This window comes from Schaalia odontolytica (assembly GCF_031191545.1).
In the GTDB taxonomy this organism is placed as follows: Bacteria; Actinomycetota; Actinomycetes; order Actinomycetales; family Actinomycetaceae; genus Pauljensenia; species Pauljensenia odontolytica.
The window spans coordinates 362974-382383 of the sequence record NZ_CP133472.1; the positions used below are offsets into that span (position 1 = coordinate 362974).

At 64.4% G+C, this 19410-nt stretch carries 13 protein-coding genes and 1 pseudogene; 4 read left to right on the top strand and 10 right to left on the bottom strand.

Features of this window, described 5'->3' with window-relative positions; genetic code table 11:
* The gene (locus RDV55_RS01610; protein ID WP_111822843.1) at positions 1–675 is read left to right on the top strand and encodes a LutC/YkgG family protein; all 675 of its coding nucleotides are present in this window, start codon (positions 1–3) and stop codon (positions 673–675) included.
* A 97-nt stretch (positions 676–772) separates the two neighbouring features.
* Here RDV55_RS01610 and RDV55_RS01615 read toward each other — a convergent pair whose 3' ends face one another.
* From RDV55_RS01615 to RDV55_RS01635, 5 genes are read right to left on the bottom strand one after another with little or no spacing between them, the layout of a single operon-like run.
* Positions 773–3238, bottom strand: a complete 2466-nt coding sequence (locus tag RDV55_RS01615; RefSeq protein WP_111822842.1) for an excinuclease ABC subunit UvrA — start codon at positions 3236–3238, stop codon at positions 773–775.
* A gap of 1 nt (position 3239) precedes the next feature.
* The gene (gene era / locus RDV55_RS01620; protein ID WP_111822841.1) at positions 3240–4466 is read right to left on the bottom strand and encodes a GTPase Era; all 1227 of its coding nucleotides are present in this window, start codon (positions 4464–4466) and stop codon (positions 3240–3242) included.
* A 1-nt stretch (position 4467) separates the two neighbouring features.
* Positions 4468–5820 (bottom strand): hemolysin family protein, encoded by a 1353-nt coding sequence (locus RDV55_RS01625; RefSeq protein ID WP_111822840.1) that lies wholly within the window; start codon positions 5818–5820, stop codon positions 4468–4470.
* Entirely contained in the window at positions 5817–6266 is a 450-nt protein-coding gene (ybeY, locus tag RDV55_RS01630) for an rRNA maturation RNase YbeY (protein ID WP_111822839.1), read from the bottom strand. Before ybeY ends, RDV55_RS01625 begins: the two co-directional genes overlap by 4 nt.
* A complete protein-coding gene (locus tag RDV55_RS01635; RefSeq protein WP_111822838.1) occupies positions 6263–7315 on the bottom strand; it encodes a PhoH family protein in 1053 nt (350 codons plus the stop codon). Before RDV55_RS01635 ends, ybeY begins: the two co-directional genes overlap by 4 nt.
* A 136-nt stretch (positions 7316–7451) precedes the next feature.
* Between RDV55_RS01635 and hrpB the strand changes: the two genes are divergently transcribed.
* On the top strand, positions 7452–10052 hold the full coding sequence (hrpB, locus tag RDV55_RS01640; protein ID WP_111822837.1) for an ATP-dependent helicase HrpB: 2601 nt from the start codon (positions 7452–7454) through the stop codon (positions 10050–10052).
* A 25-nt stretch (positions 10053–10077) separates the two neighbouring features.
* Here the strand turns inward: hrpB and RDV55_RS01645 are convergent, their stop codons facing one another.
* A complete protein-coding gene (locus tag RDV55_RS01645) occupies positions 10078–10332 on the bottom strand; it encodes a type II toxin-antitoxin system Phd/YefM family antitoxin (RefSeq protein ID WP_111822836.1) in 255 nt (84 codons plus the stop codon).
* A gap of 199 nt (positions 10333–10531) precedes the next feature.
* On the opposite strand from RDV55_RS01645, the gene RDV55_RS01650 reads away from it, so the two are divergent.
* Positions 10532–11929: a dihydrolipoyl dehydrogenase family protein gene (locus RDV55_RS01650; RefSeq protein ID WP_111822835.1), complete on the top strand. Its 1398-nt coding sequence runs from the start codon at positions 10532–10534 to the stop codon at positions 11927–11929.
* A 191-nt stretch (positions 11930–12120) separates the two neighbouring features.
* On the opposite strand, the gene RDV55_RS01655 is transcribed toward RDV55_RS01650, so the two are convergent.
* Positions 12121–14556 carry a S8 family serine peptidase gene (locus tag RDV55_RS01655; protein ID WP_111822834.1) on the bottom strand — a complete coding sequence of 812 codons (2436 nt, stop codon included), beginning with the start codon at positions 14554–14556 and terminating at the stop codon, positions 12121–12123.
* Positions 14557–15150: 594 nt separating this feature from the next.
* Here RDV55_RS01655 and RDV55_RS01660 point away from each other — a divergent pair.
* A complete protein-coding gene (locus RDV55_RS01660) occupies positions 15151–16905 on the top strand; it encodes an ATP-dependent nuclease (protein ID WP_111822833.1) in 1755 nt (584 codons plus the stop codon).
* 146 nt (positions 16906–17051) lie between these two features.
* On the opposite strand, the pseudogene RDV55_RS10575 reads toward RDV55_RS01660, so the two are convergent.
* From RDV55_RS10575 to RDV55_RS01690, 3 genes and pseudogenes are all read right to left on the bottom strand, one after another.
* Positions 17052–17719, bottom strand: a pseudogene (locus tag RDV55_RS10575) (transposase); the annotation flags it as partial.
* A 119-nt stretch (positions 17720–17838) separates the two neighbouring features.
* The gene (locus tag RDV55_RS01680) at positions 17839–18108 is read right to left on the bottom strand and encodes a ribbon-helix-helix domain-containing protein (protein ID WP_111822832.1); all 270 of its coding nucleotides are present in this window, start codon (positions 18106–18108) and stop codon (positions 17839–17841) included.
* A gap of 993 nt (positions 18109–19101) precedes the next feature.
* A complete protein-coding gene (locus RDV55_RS01690) occupies positions 19102–19371 on the bottom strand; it encodes a ribbon-helix-helix protein, CopG family (RefSeq protein WP_111822830.1) in 270 nt (89 codons plus the stop codon).
* Positions 19372–19410 lie beyond the last annotated feature (39 nt).

Consider the following 19410-nt stretch of genomic DNA (forward strand, 5'->3'; position numbering starts at 1 on the left):
ATGAGCATCACCACCATGGACGCGAAGACCGCGATCCTGGCGCGCGCACGCGACGCCATCTCTCGTTCTCAGCAGGGCCGTCCGGTGCGCCCGATCCCCCGCGACTACATCCGCTCCACCGAGCACGCGCCCGGTTCCGACGCAGTCATCGAGGAAATGATCGAAACGCTCGAGGACTACTCCGCCAAGGTCGTCGTGGTTTCCAAGGAATCAGAGGTCGCCGACGCGATCTCGACGTTCTTGGCCGACCAGAAGGCCACGTCCGTCGTGGTTCCGACCGGCCTGGACGATGTCTTCAAGGAGGCTGCCGCCCGCGACGGGCGCACCGTGCGCGAGGACAGCCGCGAAGAGGCGATCCCCACGCTCGAGCTGGACGAGATCGACGCGGTCGTCACGCGTAGCCGCGTCGCGATCTCCCTGTCTGGCACCATCGTCCTCGACGGTGAGCCCGACCAAGGGCGCCGCGCGATCTCGCTCGTGCCCGACACCCACGTCGTGGTCCTGAGGGCCTCCGACATCGTCCCCACGGTGCCCCAGGCCGTCGAGATTCTCGGCAAGAACCCAACCCGCCCGATGACCTGGATCGCCGGCGGTTCGGCGACCTCCGACATTGAGCTGGTCCGCGTCAACGGCGTGCACGGCCCCCGCTTCCTGCGAGTCGTCATCGTCAAGTGACCTGATCACGACGCAGTAGTGCCCGGTTGCCTCACGGCAGCCGGGCACCATGCTTATCTGGGCCGCGGCCCACCTGATGTTTCCCTGCGACAGAGTCTCAGCGCAGGTAGCGTCCCGTCACCGAGGCCTCGCTGTCCACGATATCGCTCGGAGTGCCCTGCGCGACAATACGACCACCTTCGATGCCGCCGCCCGGGCCCATGTCAATGACCCAGTCAGCGCAACGGATCAGGTCCAGGTCGTGCTCGATGACGAGGACCGTCGCTCCACGCTCAATGAGGTGCTGAAGCACGTTCAGGAGGACCTGCACATCATCCGGGTGCAGGCCGATCGTCGGCTCGTCGAAGACGAAGAGAGTGCCCTCCTGGTGCCTACCCATTTCCGAGGCAAGCTTGAGGCGCTGGGCCTCGCCACCGGAGAGGGCGGGAGTGGCCTCCCCCAGCGTCAGGTAGCCCAGGCCGAGACCGACCAGGGTCTCGAGGAGGGCACCCGCTTTCTTCAGCCCACGCACGGCCGCTCTTGCCTCGTCCACGCTCATCGCCATGATGTCGGGCAGGCTCAGCCCATCGCGGCGGATCCGCAACGCCTGCGCGCCGTAGCGGCTCCCTCGACAATCTGTGCACTCAATGTCCACGTCGGGCAAAAATTGCACATCCAGGGTGATCTGCCCAGTACCGTCGCAAGTGGGGCATCGAAGCAAACCCGTGTTGTACGAGAAGGCACCGGGCTTCAACCCGGCCGCCTGCGCCTCCTCGGTGCGCGCAAACGCCCGGCGCAGCTCATCCAGGACACCGGAGTACGTGGCCACGGTCGAGCGTACATTCACTCCGATCGGCGTCGCATCGATCAGGTTCACCCGTGAGATACCAGCGGCATCCACGTCGCGCACGTGCGCGGGCAAAGGCTCACCAGCAAGGCGCGCACGCAGCGCGGGAACCAGCGACTCAAGGACGAGTGTCGTCTTACCCGACCCACTGACGCCCGTCACGGCCGTCAACGAACCCAGCGGAATATCAACACTCAGGGGCCGCACCGTGTGGATCTGGTTAGTCTCCAGGTAAAGCGCACCGCGCCCATCGATATCCGCGCCCCGATCCGACTCCCCCGCTGCACGCTCAACCCGACGCAACCCAGCCATGTACGGGCCGATGCGGGAAGCTGGGGCATGGGAGGCCTCGACGATGGGCCCCTGGAAGATGACGCGACCACCGTCCGCTCCCGCTCCGGGTCCGATCTCGATCAGGTGATCCGCGGCTGCAAGGACACGTGTGTCGTGGTCGACAACGACAGCGGAATTCCCGTCGGCGACGAGTTCCCGGATAATCGCCAGGACGCCGTCGACGTTGGAGGGGTGCAGGCCGATGGTCGGCTCATCCAGCACGTAGAGGACCCCGGTCGTCCGGTTGCGTACGGCACGGGCGAGCTGCACGCGCTGGCGCTCGCCGTTGGACAACGTCGACGACGCGCGGTCGAGAGACAGGTAGGACAGGCCGAGCTGCACGAGGCGATCCATCGGCTCGGTCATCTCCTCGACAATGACGCGGGCCATGGGAGCTACCTCATCCGGAACGAGGCCGGGGACGCGCTGGACCCACTCGCGCAGCTCCGTGAGCGTGAGGCGCGAGGCCTCGCCCAGGTCGATGCCCTCGATCAGCGTGGAGCGTACACGTTCCCCCAGGCGCGTGCCGTCGCAGGCGGGGCATGTGCGGGTGATGAGGTATTTTTCCACGCGGGCGAGGGCCTTCTCGTCTTTCGCCTTCGACAAGGCGTTTTCGACCGTGGCGACCGCGTTGAAGTAGGTGAAGTCCAGCTCCGCGCCACCGGTCTTGGTGGCGACGATGATATGGCGTTTCTCAGCGGGCCCCTCGTAGACGATCGCCTTCTCCGCATCGCTCAGGTCCCGGAAGGGCACGTTCGTGCGCACGCCCATTTCGCGGGCGACGTCCTTCATGAGCTTCCACATGAGGGACCCCCACGGGGAAACCGCGCCCTCGTCAATAGTGAGGGATTCATCGGGCACGAGGGATGCTCGGTTGACGACGCGCTGGACGCCCGTCCCCTCACACACCGGGCACGCACCGCCCGAGTTAAATGCCATCTCCTCCGCACCGAGACCGTAGAAGGAGTCAGCACACTGCGGGCACGTGAGAGGCACTTCTAGGGCCACGTTGCGCGAGGGCGGGACGCGGTGCCCGTTGGGGCACACGTAGGAGCCAACGCGTGAGAACAGCAGGCGCAGGTGGTTGAGAAGCTCCGTCGCCGTACCGAAGGTGGAGCGCACGTCAGGTACACCTGGGCGCTGGCGCAGCGCGAGCGCGGCGGGCACGTGCGCAACCTCGTCGACCGAGGCCTTGGCAGCCTGGGAGATGCGCCGACGCGTGTAGGTCGCCAGGGACTCCAGGTAACGCCGCGATCCCTCCGCGTAGAGCGTGCCCAGGGCCAGGGAAGATTTGCCCGACCCAGACACGCCCGCGACTGCGACGAACGCGTTCAGAGGAACGTCGACGTCCACGTTTTTCAGGTTGTGGACGCGGGCGCCACGTACACGGATGACGCTGGGCATGTCAGAAGCCCAATCGCCCCAGCATCTTGGGGTCGGACTGCCAGTCCTTGGCGGTGCGCACGTGCAGGTCGAGGTAGACGCGGCGGCCCAGCAGCTCCTCGATGTGGGCGCGGGCCTGGGTGCCGATCTGCTTGAGGCGCGAACCCTTGCGGCCGATGATGATGGCCTTCTGCGAGTCGCGCTCGACGTACACGTTCACGTGGATGTCAAGCATGGGCGGGCGGTCGTCGCCTTCGCGGCGAGGCCTCTCGATGATCTCCTCGACCTGGACGGCCAGGGAGTGGGGCAGCTCGTCGCGCACACCCTCCAGCGCGGCCTCACGGATAAACTCGGCGATGAGGGTGTCGCGGGACTCGTCGGTGACGTCACCCTCGGGGTACAGCGGGGGCGAGAGCGGCACCGTGTCGGCAAGCACCTCGCGCAGGTGGTCAATGCCCTTGCCCTCCACGGAGGACACCGGCACGATGGCGGCCCACTCCCCCAGCTTCTCGATCGAGAGCAGATGCTTCATAACGCGCTCACGCGGCACGGCGTCGCACTTGGTCGCAACCGCGATGATCGGGCGCTTGATGCCGCGCAGCTCGCGGGCGATGAACTGGTCGCCGGGGCCGATGCGCTGGTCGGCGGGCAGGCAGAAGAGCACGACGTCGACCTCCGAGAGAGCCTCGCGCACCATGTCGTTAAGCCGCTTGCCCAGCAGTGTGCGGGGGCGGTGGTATCCGGGGGTGTCGACAAGGACCAGCTGGTATCCCTCGCCGTGCACGATGCCGCGGATATTGTGGCGCGTCGTCTCGGGGCGACCCGACGTGATCGCTATCTTGCGTCCCACCAGGGCGTTCGTCAGCGTCGACTTGCCGACGTTGGGGCGGCCCACGATGGAGATGAAGCCGGCGCGGAAGTCCTCGGGAAAGTCCGGGATCTCGATGGTCGCCGCCGCATCCTGGCGCAGGGCAGCAACCGAGGTGAGCGCCTCGAACGCATCCAGGTCGGCGTCCTCCTCGTCCTCCAGGCCTTCAAAGGCCTCACCGTCGAAGTCTTCGTCATCCTCGAGGTCTTCGTCGTCGCCGAGCTCAGCCCCGGCCTCGTCCTCGGAATCCTCACCGAGGCCGGCGTCGATCTGCGCTCGAGCGTCGGCTTCCGGGTCCGCGGCGTCGCTCGCCACCTCGATGCGCGCGTCCCCGAAGGCGTTGGGGCCGGCCATGAGTTCGTCGTCGGAGGGGAATCGCATGTCAGTTGTCCTTATCGTCGGCGGGGATGGTGTTGGTGATGAGCGGAGAATCAGGGTCGAGGCGGCACAGGATGGTGGAGACTTGGCGGCGGCGCCCGCGCGCCTCTTCCGCGGTCATCGACACGCCGGCGAGGGTGCCGGTCGCGCCGGGCAGCGGGACCCGCCCGATGGCCTTGGCGAGCAGGCCGCCGACCGAGTCGACGTCCTCGTCCTCGATCTCGCGGTCCAGGAGCTCGCCCAGCTCGGAGATCGGGTAGCGCGCGGGAACGCGCCAGGTGCCGGGTTCGATCTCCTCGGGCTCGATGGAGTGGCGGTCGTGCTCGTCGGTCAGCTCGCCGACGACCTCCTCGAGAATGTCCTCGAGGGTCACCAGGCCCGCGACGCCGCCGTACTCGTCGATGACGATGGCCATGTGGAAACGCTCGGCCTGCATCTGGCGGAGCATGTCGTCGGCGGGCTTCATTTCGACCGCGTACTCGGCGGGGCGCATCATCTGCTCGGCACGCATGTCGAGCGCTCCACCCGTGGCTTCCCAGCGCGAGACGAGGTCCTTGAAGTACAGGATGCCGCGAATGTCGTCCACGTCGTCGCCGACGACGGGCACGCGCGAAAAACCGGAGCGCACGAAGAGGTGCAGCGCGGAGGGGGCGGAGGTGTCGGCGTCGATGGTCACCATGTCGGTGCGCGGCACCATCACTTCTCGCACGAGCGTGTGCCCAAGGTCCAGGACGGACCGGACCATGTCGCGGTCCTCTTCCTCGAAGCTTTCGGGCTCGCCGACCTCGTCGACGATTTCACGCAGGTCAGAGATCAGCTCGGCGCGCACCTGCGCCTCGGTGGGGGCGGGCGTGGGGCGCGAGGAGCGCACGCGGGTGAGCAGCGGGTCCGCGAGGTGACTGAGGCTGGCGAGGCGGGCTGAGAAGCCTGTTCCCGCCAGGGCGACGCCCTCGGGGTTACGCGCGCCCCACTGGGCGGGCAGGAAGGACACGAACAGCAGCTGGAATGCCCCGATCACGCTGACGGCGATGAGGGCGACGGCCCACCACGGCAGGCGCGTGTCAACCAGGACAATCGTGCCCATGACCGCGTAGATGACCTGCCAGAAGGTACGGAAGGCGCGCAGCGACAGCAGGGTGCGCCGACGGCGGTCGACGAGGCCGTAGAGGACCCGCGCGTTGCGGCGCTCTTCCTCGATGAGGTCCTCGACGCCGGCCAGGGTCAGGCGCTGCACAGCCTGCTCGACGCTCTGTGCGAAGGACGCGAAGGCCAGGGCAACGACCGCGAGGATCAGGAGGGCCACGGAGGGCACGTCCACGATCGGCGAGGCCGGGGATGCCTGGAGGGGAAGGATCATCGAGTGGCCAGGAAGGTCAGCAGGAGCTTGCGTTGGAGCGCGAACATGACCTCGCGCTCGGCGTCCTGGGCGTGGTCGTAACCCAGGAGGTGGAGCATGCCGTGCGTGGCCAGGAGCAGCATCTCCTCGGCGGCGCTGTGGCCGGATTCTGCGGCCTGGCGGGCGGCGACCTGCGGGCAGATGCAGATGTCTCCGAGCATGCCGGGGGGCGTGGGGTGCTCCGCTGTGCCGGGGCGCAGCTCGTCCATGGGGAAGCTCATGACGTCGGTGGGACCGGGCAGGTCCAGCCAGCGCACGTGCAGGTCTTCCATCGGCTCGGGCTCGATGAAAATGATGTTGACTTCCGCGTCGGAGCTAACGTGCATCTGGTCGAGCACGTAGTCGGCCAGGGCGGAAAACTCGGCTTCGTTGATCTCGTAGTCGGTCTCGTTGATGACCTCGGTCATGACGTGTACTCCCTGCGTGCGGTGTTGTGGCTGCGTGTGCGCGCGCGGCGGGCGGCGTTCTTGTCGTCGAATCGCTGGTAGGCGTCGATGATCGCGCCGACCAGCTCGTGGCGCACGACGTCGGCGCTGGTCAGGTGGCAAAACTCGATGTCGTCGATGTCGCCGAGGATGCTTTCGACGACGGACAGGCCGGACGTCTGGCTGCCGGGCAGGTCGACCTGCGAGGCGTCGCCGGTGACGACGACCTTGGAGCCGAAGCCCAGGCGGGTAAGGAACATCTTCATCTGGCCCACCGTCGTGTTCTGGGCCTCGTCGAGGATGATGAAGGAGTCGTTGAGGGTGCGTCCACGCATGTACGCCAGGGGCGCGACCTCGATCGTTCCTGCGGCCATGAGCTTGGGCAGTGCCTCGGGGTCGAGCATGTCCCCCAGCGCGTCGTAGAGGGGGCGCAGATAGGGGTCGATCTTGTCAGTGAGGGATCCGGGCAGGAAACCCAGGTTCTCCCCCGCCTCGACTGCCGGGCGGGTCAGGACGATGCGGCGCACCTCGCCGGACAGGAGGCGGCGCACGGCCTGGGCCATCGCCAGGTAGGTCTTGCCCGTGCCCGCCGGTCCGATGCCGAAGACGACGGTCGCTCGGTCGATCGCGTCCGTGTATGCCTTCTGGCCGGGGGTCTTAGGGCGGATCGAGCGCCCGCGCGCGGAGAGGATTTCTTCCGTGGGCGCCTCGCCCGAGGTGAGGCGCCCGAGCAGGCCGATGGCCTGTTCGACGGCGGTTGCGTCCAGGGCGGTGCCGCGCCGGGCCATGCCGATGAGTTCTTCGAGGAGGCCAGCGGCCACGTCGATGTCTGCCTGGGTGCCGGCCAGGGAGATCTCGCGCCCGGTCACGAGGAACCGGACGTGTGGGAAGCCGCGTTCGAGGGCGCGCAGAACCTGGTCTGAGACGCCGAGGACCGCGATCGGTTCCATGCCCGCGGGGATGGTGACGCGCCCCGTGGTGTGTGCGAGGGTGGCCGCCGCGAGCGCCGGCGCTGTGTTCTGCGTAGTCATACTGTAGCCATTCTACTGTGCGCCGCCCCGACGCAGGCGATGCGCGGGCCGACAGCTCAGTGACCCCGGACGCATCGGGGCGCGCTACCGCGTATCCCGGATGCGTGGGAAGCCGGGAAGCAAGCACAATGGCACTATGCCCACCCTCGAAGAACTCGTATCGCATCCGCCGGAGCTGCCGGTCACGCGCGCCCTGGGCGATATTGCGGCGGCGGCGCGGCCGGGGGCCTGCGCGGTCATCACCGCGCCTCCGGGCACGGGCAAGACGACGCTGCTGCCGCCCGCCGTGGCGGTGGCGTTGGCCGGGCACGACGCGTCGGCGGGGCGGGTGCTTGTCACCCAGCCGCGCAGGGTGGCCGCGCGGGCAGCTGCCCGCAGGATCGCGCGCCTGCTGGGCGAGGACGTCGGCGGTCAGGTCGGTTATTCGGTGCGCGGGGATTCTCGCATCAGTGAGCGCACGCGCGTGGAGATGGTGACGCCGGGAGTGGCGTTGCGCCGCCTGCAGCGCGACCCGGAGCTTCCCGGGGTATCGGCTCTGATCGTGGATGAGTTCCACGAGCGTGACCTGGACACGGACCTGGCGTTGGCGTTTGCGCTGGACGCGCGCTCGGCTCTGCGCGATGACCTATTCGTGGCGCTGACGTCGGCGACGCTGGAGGCATCGCGCACCGTCGATTTCCTGCGTTCCGCGACGGGCGATGATCCCGCCCTGGTTGACGTGCCGGGAGACATCTATCCACTGGAGGTGCGCTACGATCCCCCGCCGCGCGGCGTCGAGGCCGTGGGCGCGATCGGTGCCGACCGGGTGGGTGTGCGCCGCGAGTACCTGGCACACGTGGCCCGCACGGTCGAGGAGACGGTGAGGGCCACCGAAGGGTCGGTCCTCGTGTTCTTGCCGGGCGTGGGCGAGATCGAGGCCGTCCGAGGAAACCTGCGCCTGGGCGGCATCCCGGTGCTCGCGCTGCATGGACAGTTGAGCGCCGCCGAGCAGGACCGGGCGCTGTCCCCCTGTAGCGGGCGCCGCGTCATCCTCTCCACGTCGATCGCGGAGTCGTCGCTGACGGTTCCGGGCGTGTCAGTCGTCGTGGACGCGGGTCTCGCGCGCGAGCCGCGCTTCGACGCGGGCCGCGGGCTGTCTTCCCTCGTGACCGTGCCGGCGGCGCTGGCGCGCCTGGAGCAGCGGGCAGGACGAGCAGCGCGAAACGGCCCCGGCCTCGCCGTTCGCGTCATGGATTCCATGGACGTTGCCCGTAGGCCCGCTCAGTCCGCGCCAGGCATCGCGACCCAGGACCTGACGGACGCGCGCCTCCAGGTCGCCTCGTGGGGCACCCCGGTGGAGGAGCTCGCCCTACTCGACCCTCCACCTGCTGGCACGTGGGAGGCCGCGGGGCAGCGCCTATCCTCCCTGGGAGCCATCGACGAGGCCGGGACCGCCACCGCTCTCGGCCGCACTCTGGCGTCGCTGCCGTTGGATCCGCCCCTGGGCAGAGCCCTCCTGGCGTCGAGCGCGATCCTGGGGGCGTCGAAGGCGGCGCGCTTCGTGGCCCTCCTGTCGGAGGACCTGCGTGCGCCGGGGGCTGACCTGGGTGCGTTGGAGCGTCGGCTGGGTCGCGCAGGCGCCAGTGACGCGGGGATCGGGAAGGCGCAGGCTGCGCGGGTGAAGGAGACGCAGGCACGCCTGGAGCGTTTGGCGCGGCGTCTGGCGGAAACCGGCGCGGGCGACGATCGCGGGGCGTCGACCTGGGATTGCGCGGCGAAGGGGCGTACCCGTGAGGACGAGCTGGCCCTGACGTGCGCGCTCGCGTACCCGGAGTGGATTGCGCGTCGCCGCACGAATTCGACGGCCTACATCCTGGCTGGCGGCGTGGGTGCCGAGCTACCCCAGGGGTGCCCTTTGGAGGGTCAGGAGTGGCTGGCCGTGGCCTCAATTGACCGGGCACCGGCCTCGCGCCACGCGCGCATCCTCGCGGCGGTGCCCCTGTCGGAGGAGGACGCCTTGGCTGCGGGCGCGGCGCTGGTAGCGACCCGCACGCAGGCGTCGATTCGCAAGGGGGCGCTGCGAGCGACCCGCACGCGCGCTCTCGGCGCGATTCCCCTGTCGAGCGCCCCGGCCTCGTCCCTGAGCGAAGAGGAGGCGACCGCGCTGGTGGCCGAGCACCTGGCCTCGCGCGGACTGGGTGATCTGTGCTGGGGGAAGGAGGCCTCGTCCCTGCGCGAGCGCATGCGGGTGCTTCACGACGTGTTGGGTGAGCCGTGGCCCGACGTGTCGGATGAGGCCCTCGCGGGCAGCGCCCGTCGGTGGCTTGCCCCCTGGGCGAAGCATCTCGCGTCGGGAGCGTCCCTGAACTGCGTGTCGATGCTCGACGCGCTGCGCTCGATGCTGCCGTGGCCTCAGGCGGCGCGCCTGGATGAGCTGGTGCCGGAGAAGATGCCGATCCCTTCGGGCGGTACCCGGCCCGTCGATTGGAGCGGCGCGCACCCGGTGCTCACGCTGCGCGTCCAGCAGGCCTTCGGGTGGACGGACACGCCCAGGCTGGTGGACGGGCGCGTTCCTCTGGTGCTGCACCTGACGGATCCGGCGGGACGCCCCGCGGCGGTCACCTCTGATCTGACGTCGTTTTGGGCGGGGCCGTACCGGGACGTGCGCGCGCAGCTTCGCGGGCGCTACCCGAAGCATCCGTGGCCCGAGGATCCGCTGCACGCACAGCCCACGAACCGCGCCAAGCGCCGGGGCTAGCACACCGCTGCCCCGCGCCGGGCGTTCAGGCGTCGAGTTTGCCGACTATCCCCCGCCCGTCGGGCAGGTTCTTCGACGGCATCTGGTAGGCGTCGAGGTCCGCCATGGCGGGACGCTCGAGGCCCAGTTCGCGCAGCTGCGCGTAGGTCGACATGCGCACGGGACCCAGCTCGGCGACCGGCTGGCCTTCCTCGGTGAGCGTGACGACTTCACCGGATGAGGCGCGCGCGAGAGCGGCCCCCACATCCTCTTTGAAATCACCAATATCTAGAGCCCTCATAGGTACATCTAAGCATGCCGATGAGGGTTTGAACGAGTGGCACGATCACTATGTGAGCCTTCGTTCCTTTACACCCTCAAAATGAGCGACATACCACCGTTTCGCCGTGATAATGCACACCTGGAATGTGCCCAGCTGTTGGAATAGTTCCGGCCGCGCTGCGTTGGGATAGGAGAGCCTTTTCTACCCAAGGAGAAACATGTCCACGAACGCTATCGAAACCGTCGACCTGCTGGTGATCGGCGGCGGCAAGGCCGGAAAGTCCCTCGCGATGGAGCGCGCGAAGGCGGGCTGGAAGGTCGCCATGGTGGAACGCCAGTTCGTCGGCGGCACCTGCATCAACGTCGCCTGCATCCCCACGAAGTCCCTGGTCAACTCGGCTCGCCGCCTGAGCGACGCCCGCACGGACGAGGCCTTCGGCGTGGTCGGCACCGAGGGTGCGCGCGTGGACCTGGGTAAGCTCCGCGCCCACAAGGAAGGCATCGTCGGTGCGATGGTCGGCGCGCACGAGAAGATGTTCGCGGCCCCCGGCCTGGATTTCATTCGCGGCGAGGCCCGTTTCACGGCAGAGCGCACAGTGACCATCGCCCTCGAGGACGGTGGCGAGCGCACGATCCGCGGCGAGCGTGTCCTCATCAACCTGGGTTCGCGCCCGGCGCGTCCCGCGATCCCCGGCCTGTGGGAGTCGGGCGCGTGGACCAACGAGGAGATCCTGCGCCTTGAGGAGCTTCCTTCCTCCCTGGCGATCATCGGCGCCAGCTACATCGGCGTGGAGTTCGCGTCGATGATGGCGACCTTCGGCGTGGAGGTCACGCTCATCTCCTCGGGCGATCATGTGCTGCCTCGCGAGGACGAGGATGCGGCCCGCGTCGTCGAGGCTGGGCTGGAGGCTTCCGGCGTGCGCATCGTGCCTGGCCGCGCCGAGTCGGCCTCGCGCGAGGGCAACACGACGACCCTGACCCTCTCCGATGGGTCGACCGTGTCCGCCGAGGCGGTCCTGGTGGCTGTCGGCCGCGTGCCCAACACGGATGGCATCGGACTGGACGAGGCCGGGGTTGCCCTCACCGATCGCGGTTTCGTCGCGGTGGATGAGCACCTGCGCACCTCCGCGCAGGGCGTGTGGGCGGCCGGCGACTGCGCGGGCACCCCCATGTTTACGCACGCCTCCTGGTCTGATTTCCGCATTATCCGCGCCCAGCTGACCGGCACCTCCCTGGACGAGGCGACGACCACCACGAAGGGCCGCACGATTCCCTACGCCGTGTTCGCCACCCCCGAGCTGGCCCGCATCGGCCTGTCCGAGTCCGAGGCGCGCGAGGCCGGCCTCGACGTGCATATCGCGAAGGTGCCCACGGCCGCGATTCCGCGCGCTAAGACGATGCGTTACGCGGGCGAGGGCTTCTGGAAGGCCGTCGTCGACGCGAACACGCACCAGATCCTGGGCGCGACCCTCATCGGCCCGAACGTCTCCGAGGTCATCAGCGTCGTGCACGTCGCGATGGCGGGCGGCCTGACTTACGAGCAGCTGCGCTTCCTGCCGATCGCTCACCCGACCATGGGCGAAGGTCTGCAGGTTCTCTTCGATTCTCTGGGCTGAGCCTGGCCTGCGTAGCCATCCGGCGTCGGGCCGCGCAGGGCGCCCCCCGAGCGGGATCGTCCGAGCGGGATCGATAAACATAAGGCGGGTGGGTCCGAACGACATGTTCGGACCCACCCGCCTTCTAGTAAACCTATCGGGTAGCCGGGGGACGAGGACGGGGAACGCTCCTCGACCTCGTCACCCCTGGCTCAGCCGAGCCAGGCTCCCGAGCGGTCGAAGTGCTGCCAGGTTCCGTCGATAACGGTCCAGCCGGTCACCATCTTGCCGGAGGCGTTCAGGTAGTACCAGGTGCCACCGTCGTTGACCCAACCGGTGGCCATCGCGCCGCTGCTGGTCAGGTAGTACCAGGCGCCGCCCACGTTGGTCCAGCCGGTGGCCATCGCACCGTTGCTGGTCAGGTAGTACCAGGCGCCGCCCACGTTGGTCCAGCCGGTGGCCATCGCACCGTTGCTGGTCAGGTAGTACCAGGTGCCGCCAACGTTGGTCCAGCCGGTGGCCATCGCACCGGTCTCGGGGTCGAGGTAGTACCAGGCGCCGCCGACCTTGGTCCAGCCCTTGGCCATGCGGCCGGACGGGTTCATCCAGTGCCACGCCGAGTCGAAGCTAACCCAGCCGGTCGCCATCACGGAGTCGCCGTTGAAGTAGTAGGTTTCCCCGTCGATCACGATCGACTTGTTGCGGGCACAGGAGCTGTTGCCGTAGCAGTACTTCCAGCCGGCATCGCTGTTAACCCAGGCACCGCCGTCGTGCACGGACTCATCCACGTGGAAGTAGATGGTGTCCTTCACGTCGTCGTCGGCGCGCGCGTCCTTGTTGCGGCCCTCAGCGCTGACGGTCACGTCGACGTGGGGGGCGTCGGTCATCAGGTCCGTGGCCGCGTAGGGGCCGGCGACGAGGGTGACCTCGTTATTCTCGAAGGCACCGGTTCCGGTGGCGCTCACCGCTTCCTTGTCAGCGACCTTCAGGGAGGCGTTGGTGACGGGGCCGGCGACCGTGGCGCGCACGTAGAAGGTACCCGACAGGTTGGCGTCGGCCAGCGGACGCCAGTCGGTGGCGCCGTCGCGGGAGTACTCAACGGGGCCGAGGACCGGCTGCGGCTGGTCCTTGAGGACGGCAGCCAGGGCGTTGACGAGGCCAGCGCCGCGGTATTCCTTGCCGTCCGTCGGATCGGCGAGGCGGTCGTAGGTGTAGCCGGCCTGCTTCTTGAGCAGGTCGATCGTCTGATCGGCGGTGTAGTCCGGGTGGATCTGCTTGATCAGCGCGGCCACGCCGGCTGCGTGCGGGGAGGCCATCGAGGTGCCGGACAGATAGCCGAAGGGCGGGTTCTTCTTCCAGGTGGGTACCGTCGACCAGATGCGCGAGCCGGGGGCTGCCACGTCGACGGAGTTCTTACCGTAGTTGGAGAAGCCGGAGCGTTCGAGCTTAGCCGTCGCGGGATCCGTGCCGGTGGGCAGGGCCAGGGCGGACACGGACACGACGGAGTCGTTGAGCATCGCGGGGACGTCGATGCCGCCCTCGACGTTGCGCTCGGCAGCAGCACCCTCGACGTCGTTGGGCGATGCCTTGTCGATCGTCGGGTTGTCGTGGTCGTCGTTGTCGTTGCCTTCGGCGGCGATGCTGACGACACCGAGGTCCTTCGCGTAACGGATCGCGCGCGAGGCAGCCTCAAGACCCGCGGCCTGCGAGCCCTCGTTGGGCATCCAGAAGGCGTAGGGGTCCATGTAGTAGCTGGAGTTCGTTACGTCAATGTCGTGCTCGGCAGCCCAGTCGAAGCCGCAGGCCACGTACTCGGGGTAGAAGGAGCCGGCCTCGTTCGACACCTTGATGGCGACGATCGTCGCGTCGGGGGCGACGCCGTCCACGCCGTAGGCGTTGTGCGCGGCTGCGATGGTGCCCGCGACGTGCGTGCCGTGGTAGTGGTCATCCTTCCAGGCGGAGGGGTCCGTGTTGGGGATGCCGTTGACCTGGCAGCCCACGGAACGATCGGCGTCCAGGTGCTCCTTGAGGTCCTTGTGATCGGGGTCAATACCGGTGTCCATGACGCCGACGGTGACCTTCTCGCGGGGGACGTCGACCTGCTGCGCGTCGATCGCGCCGATGGCGGCCAGGCCCCAGGCGTTGGCGTCGCCCTCGTCGGGGACGAAGTCGTTGAGCTGGGAGTCGGCGGCCAGGCCGGTCGGGTGCGTGCCGGCGGCGTCGGCGACGGCGTTGGCTTCAGCGGCGGTGGTCTGCGGCTGGTCGGAACGCACCTCGGCGCCGGTGACCGTCTTGTAGCGGGTGGGGCCAATCGAGTGGTAGGAGATGCCGGCGTCGACGAGGCTCTTGCCGAGCGTCGGGGCGAAGGCGGCCTTCACCGACTGGACGAAGAAGAAGTTGAGTTCGGGGTACTGGGCCAGGACCACGCCGTTCTCCGAGGCCTTGGACACGGCCGCGTTGAAGTCGTAGCGCGTTGCGTCGGCGGGCAGGTTGACCGCGTAGTTCATGACCTCGTCGCGGGCGCGAGCATCGGAGGTGATCCCCGGGACGCCGGCCGCGTGGGCGGGAGCGCCGAGCGCAGTCATCGTCAGGCCGGCCGCGAGGGCGGCTCCTCCCGCGATGAGGGTCTTCCATGAGCGTTGATGCATTATCAATCCTCGTTTCTGTACTGATAGGGGCGCGCCTCCCGAGCACATCGGATGGTGCGCCATTGGACCATCGTGTCAAGGTTTGCCACTAACCTTCCAGAGGGTTTCACATTTTAAGAATTCTTGACCCTTGGGTCGGAAATGCTTGACCAGCGGTAGCGACCGAGGAGCAGCACAGCGACGTAACATCGCGAGACGCGTCGATGACGCCGGTCGAACCCCTGCCGCGACGAGGCCTCGTGAGCTTCGTGAGCGAGGAGCATAATCTACCGACCAGACCATTAGACACTGCTTCAAAATCGAAAAGTAACTGAAGTTGTTCCGGCGACTAAACCTTGCAATGGCGGGCCTTTGCCAATCTGCCAGAGTGGCCAGATAGCTTGACATTTGCGCATGAAACATCGAATCATGTGTGCTACGGTCAGTAGCGTCAGTCACACGCCCGTGTTGGGAGGCAACGATGCCAGCGTCCGTCTACATCAGCTTTGACGCACCCGAGGGAGTACCGGCAATCGCATAAAAAGTAATATACCCAATTCCCTCCAACTCTAATGAGAAATTAGCAGCCACACAACAAGCAAACGCCATAGAAAAATGAAATTACATCGCATTTCGATTAAGAACTATCGATCAATCAGTAAAAAAACAACATTCGAACTCAGCGACTTCACTTCACTAATCGGACCGAACAATGAAGGTAAGACAAACATCCTTCGCGCACTAACACTCGCTTTCGCAATCATTCACCAATGGAAACATCGACCAATTCCAAGAAAACAACTAGAGGGAATGTATGCGAGACGCTTTTATGGACAACTCAGACTGAACTCAGGAACGAATCTGATCTCAGATTTTGACTTTGAAAGGGACTATCCAAAACACATCAAGAAAGTCACTTCTATCGAAATTGAGCTTATCTTTCAACTAACCGAGACAGAAATAGAAGAATTCAAAAATGAAACTAGAATGAACAATAATGGCGAACTGCCACTCACAATCAAAATCGAACCTAATACACTATCCCTTGTAATTAACAAACGAGGGCGCGGAAATATAACATACAATCGAAATATTCGAAAAATAGCCAACTACATCGACACTCGAATAGGCATTCTTTCGGTTCCAGCAATTCGCGATTCGACTCAGATGCTAGAAGTTGCTCAAGACTTTGCACAACGACACCTACAAGCATCTCTTTTTGCAAACGAGCACTACCAAGACCTCATGCAGAAGATCAAACAGATAGAAGACGATTACCTAAATGCACTATCAGATAACATAACAAAGCAGATCCAAGGGTATGCACAAAACATTTCCGAAGTAGAACTAATACGCACAAACAGGCGCAGCACAATGCCGCTAATCGAACGGCTTGAGATTACAGACAATGTCAGGACAAGCTCCACAGAGAAAGGCGAGGGACTACAGAGCCTCATCGCCATCGGCCTCATCCAGGAAGCAACAAAACACTTAGGCAATCACAAGGCATATATCCTAGCGATCGACGAACCTGAAGCACATCTCCACCCAGACGCGGTCAGAGCAATTTCCAACACGCTGCGCGAATTGGCAACAACCCAACAAGTAATTGTTGCAACACACAGCCCAATTCTAGTTGGACAAACACGCTTACATACCAACATTCTCGTGGAAGACAGTACGGCACAGATGCACCCCAGTCTCACGCGAATCAGACAGTGCTTAGGAATTCAACTATCTGATTCGCTGTTTAGTGCACCCATTTGCATTCTCGTTGAAGGACTTACTGACCAAACGATCTACAGAACACTACTTTGCGAACGATCAGCAAAGGTAAAACAAGGGTTCAATAATAACCAAATTACGATTTTACCTACGCATGGCACAACAAAATTGACACGCCACATCGAAATTCAACGACAGTTTCTCAATCGGATACTCATCTTACTCGACAAAGATCAAGCCGGAGAAAAAGAGGTAGCCTCTCTCAAGAAGGAGAATGTCGTCGACGATTCTGAAATTAGAACAATTCCCGCTCTCAACCGTTCCCCTGACGCGGAAGTAGAGCTGGAAGATATGCTCACATCGGACTTCATCATCAAGGCACTAAATAATCAATTTGGAAACTCATTCAAGTTGGATGACTTCAAACCAGTTGACACGAAATGGTCAAGCAAGTTCAAGCGAGTTGCCAAAGTTGCAGGCCTGAATGAAGACAGCCTTGATTCAGCGAAGACAGCAATTTGTCGCGCTGTTGAACAAGAGGGACTGAGCGCACTTCGCAAGGAATATTATGAGTATATTGACCGTATTAACCAAACACTTGAAGGCATGCTAGACGAAACCAATGAGATCACTTCCTCTAGGTAGGACGCCGCAACTAACATACCTATCTACCAGCACTAGTAACCTCCTGCCAACAACTAGCAAAGCTCCCGGATTCCCAAGGGCACCCACAGCGCACCTAGACCTCCGATTTCATCCTCTTCATCAGTTGGGGTGGGTTTTGGAAATCCTCATAATTGGGGGTGTAGTTGGGGTCTGATTCCTCTTGTTTGAGGAGTGCTTGGGTGATGTAGTGGATGAGGTTTCAGAATCCGAGGGCAGAGCCTCGTAGGTGTTCGAGGCGACCGTTGATGGCTTCGGTGGGCCCATTGCTGGTGTGGGGGTGGTCGAAGTAGGCCAGGATGTCCCCGGCTCGGCGTTTGAACGTTCTTCCCAGTGTGACGATCTCCGTGAGGGAGCTAGGGGTGCCCGCGTCGCTGAGACAGTCTGTTTCGGCTTGCTTCAGGACCTTACCGCGGATTGTGTTGGGATCGCGCTAGGCATCGATGATGTTCTGGTAGGCACTCCAGGTGACCTCGAGTGCGACGCGGCAATCGGAGGCGAACAGGTAGAGTATCTGGTGTTGCTGGTGCGGCATGAGCAGGCAGGATCTGGTGTGTAACATTCTGCGGTCCTTGTACAGGGGATCCGTGGCACACCCGCGCCGGTGGCGAAGTTCTTACCCGGTGCGTCTGCGGCACTCATCGAGAGTATCCCCGGTGAGGTGCACGACGTGGAAGAGATCCATGACCGCCCTCGCGCCGGGGAGATCTTCGGCAGCGGCGCTCTTAAAGCCGGTGAATCCATCCATCGCGACGATCTCAATGCGCTCGCGCCACGTGTTGGGCTGGGCCACTAAAACAGCGTGGTTGTTTCACAGGAGACACCCGTGAAACAACCACGCATCAGCACGAAGCACGACAGTTCTCACTCTCGCAAGCATCCTGCGCGACTCAGAAGTCATCGCGGAGCGTAGGGCTACTCGAGCGAATCAATCAGGTCGCGCACAAGCTGCGACGGCGTCGTACCGCGCTCTTGAGCCACCTCAGCGAGCTTGGCACGACGAGAACGGTCAAGACGGAGGGTGAACGGCTTAGCACCAACACCAACGCTAATCGGGCGTCCGGCCACAGACGAACCGAGATGCTTCCCGCCGTAGGGCACACCGTTCTCGGCCTCGTTCCCCCAACGCTCCAGATCCTCATCAGTGAAGGTCGCACCATCAGCTGACGTATGCGTCGCCATCATTACCTCCTTAAACCAACCTCTGCGAGCACCGCTCGCGTTACCAGCATCGCATGGAAAACAAGCCATCCATCAGGTTCGTCCTCAACCGCAATATATTCCAGAAGCCGACCCTTGCGGTCGAGGCCAACTCCGACCCACTGGATCGGATGCGTATCGCGCGCACGCGAACGCAACGTACCCTCGAAGGCCACTGTGACATCGTCGTCCTCAACGTCACTATGAGGTCGATGGACGCGAGGATGAACCCGGACTCGCACGCGTTCACCTCCATGGTTTCGTATAGACATCAGGGTAGTACGAAATAGGTCCCGAGGGAACGGGACTCCCACGACATCTCTCCGGCGCAGGCGCGACACGCACGAGGGGCCGCGCACGTCACGGTGCGCGACCCCTGAGCGTTCAGCCGGGAGGGAGTTCAGGTCTACACCGGGGTCGCCACCTGGATCGAAGACTTCTACAACCGCCACCGCATCCACACTAGCCTCGGAGGCAGATCCCCCATCGAATACGAACTACACCAAGCGGCCCGGACCACAGCCGCATAAACAAACCGTCAACAACTTGCGCACAGGCCCATTCCGCCTCAACCACCTACTGATTAGCAACACCGACACCTGGGAAGAAAAACAAGGCCACTAACCCACCCAATACGCTGGGCACGACGACCGAGAAGGCGGGCTTCACATCCAACCGAGCAGGGTAACGGAGTAAGATTCTCGCACCAAGAGGCTCCGAGAACAGGGCTATCGAAGTTCCTCCAGAAATTGCGGGCGTGCCTTCATCGCATGGATGAGGAGTTCACCGCCACTGTCAAAGATCAAGACGACCATTTCCAAAACGCGTCCAGATTGGCCAATGCCCACCACGAGCCACCGCCTGGGGTCATCCCCATCATCGAGAGGGCGAGAGTTCAGGGCATGCTCATAGGCATACAGGACGGACTCATCTGTGAGCCGGTCGCGCCCAAAATGCTTGCGTGCACTGGCGTGCAGTTTAGGCGATATGGGTCCACTCGCGCACCGCTGCACGTATCGCGTCGGAACGGCTATCGATCCCCTCAGAGGTAGCACGTACCATCAGCGCACTGAGCGTCTGCTCGTCCAAACGCACCGTGACAGCCACTCCCGGCCCCTTCCCGACCGAAGGGCGGCCCGGACGCGGGGGCGCCAGCTTGGTCAGGTTATAGCCGCGCTCAGCCTCATCGGCCCACGCCTGAATCTGCTCATCGCTGACGGGGTTTCCATGAAGAAGACGCTCACTCATAGTGAATATCGTATACGAAATTCTCGCCTTGCACTATCG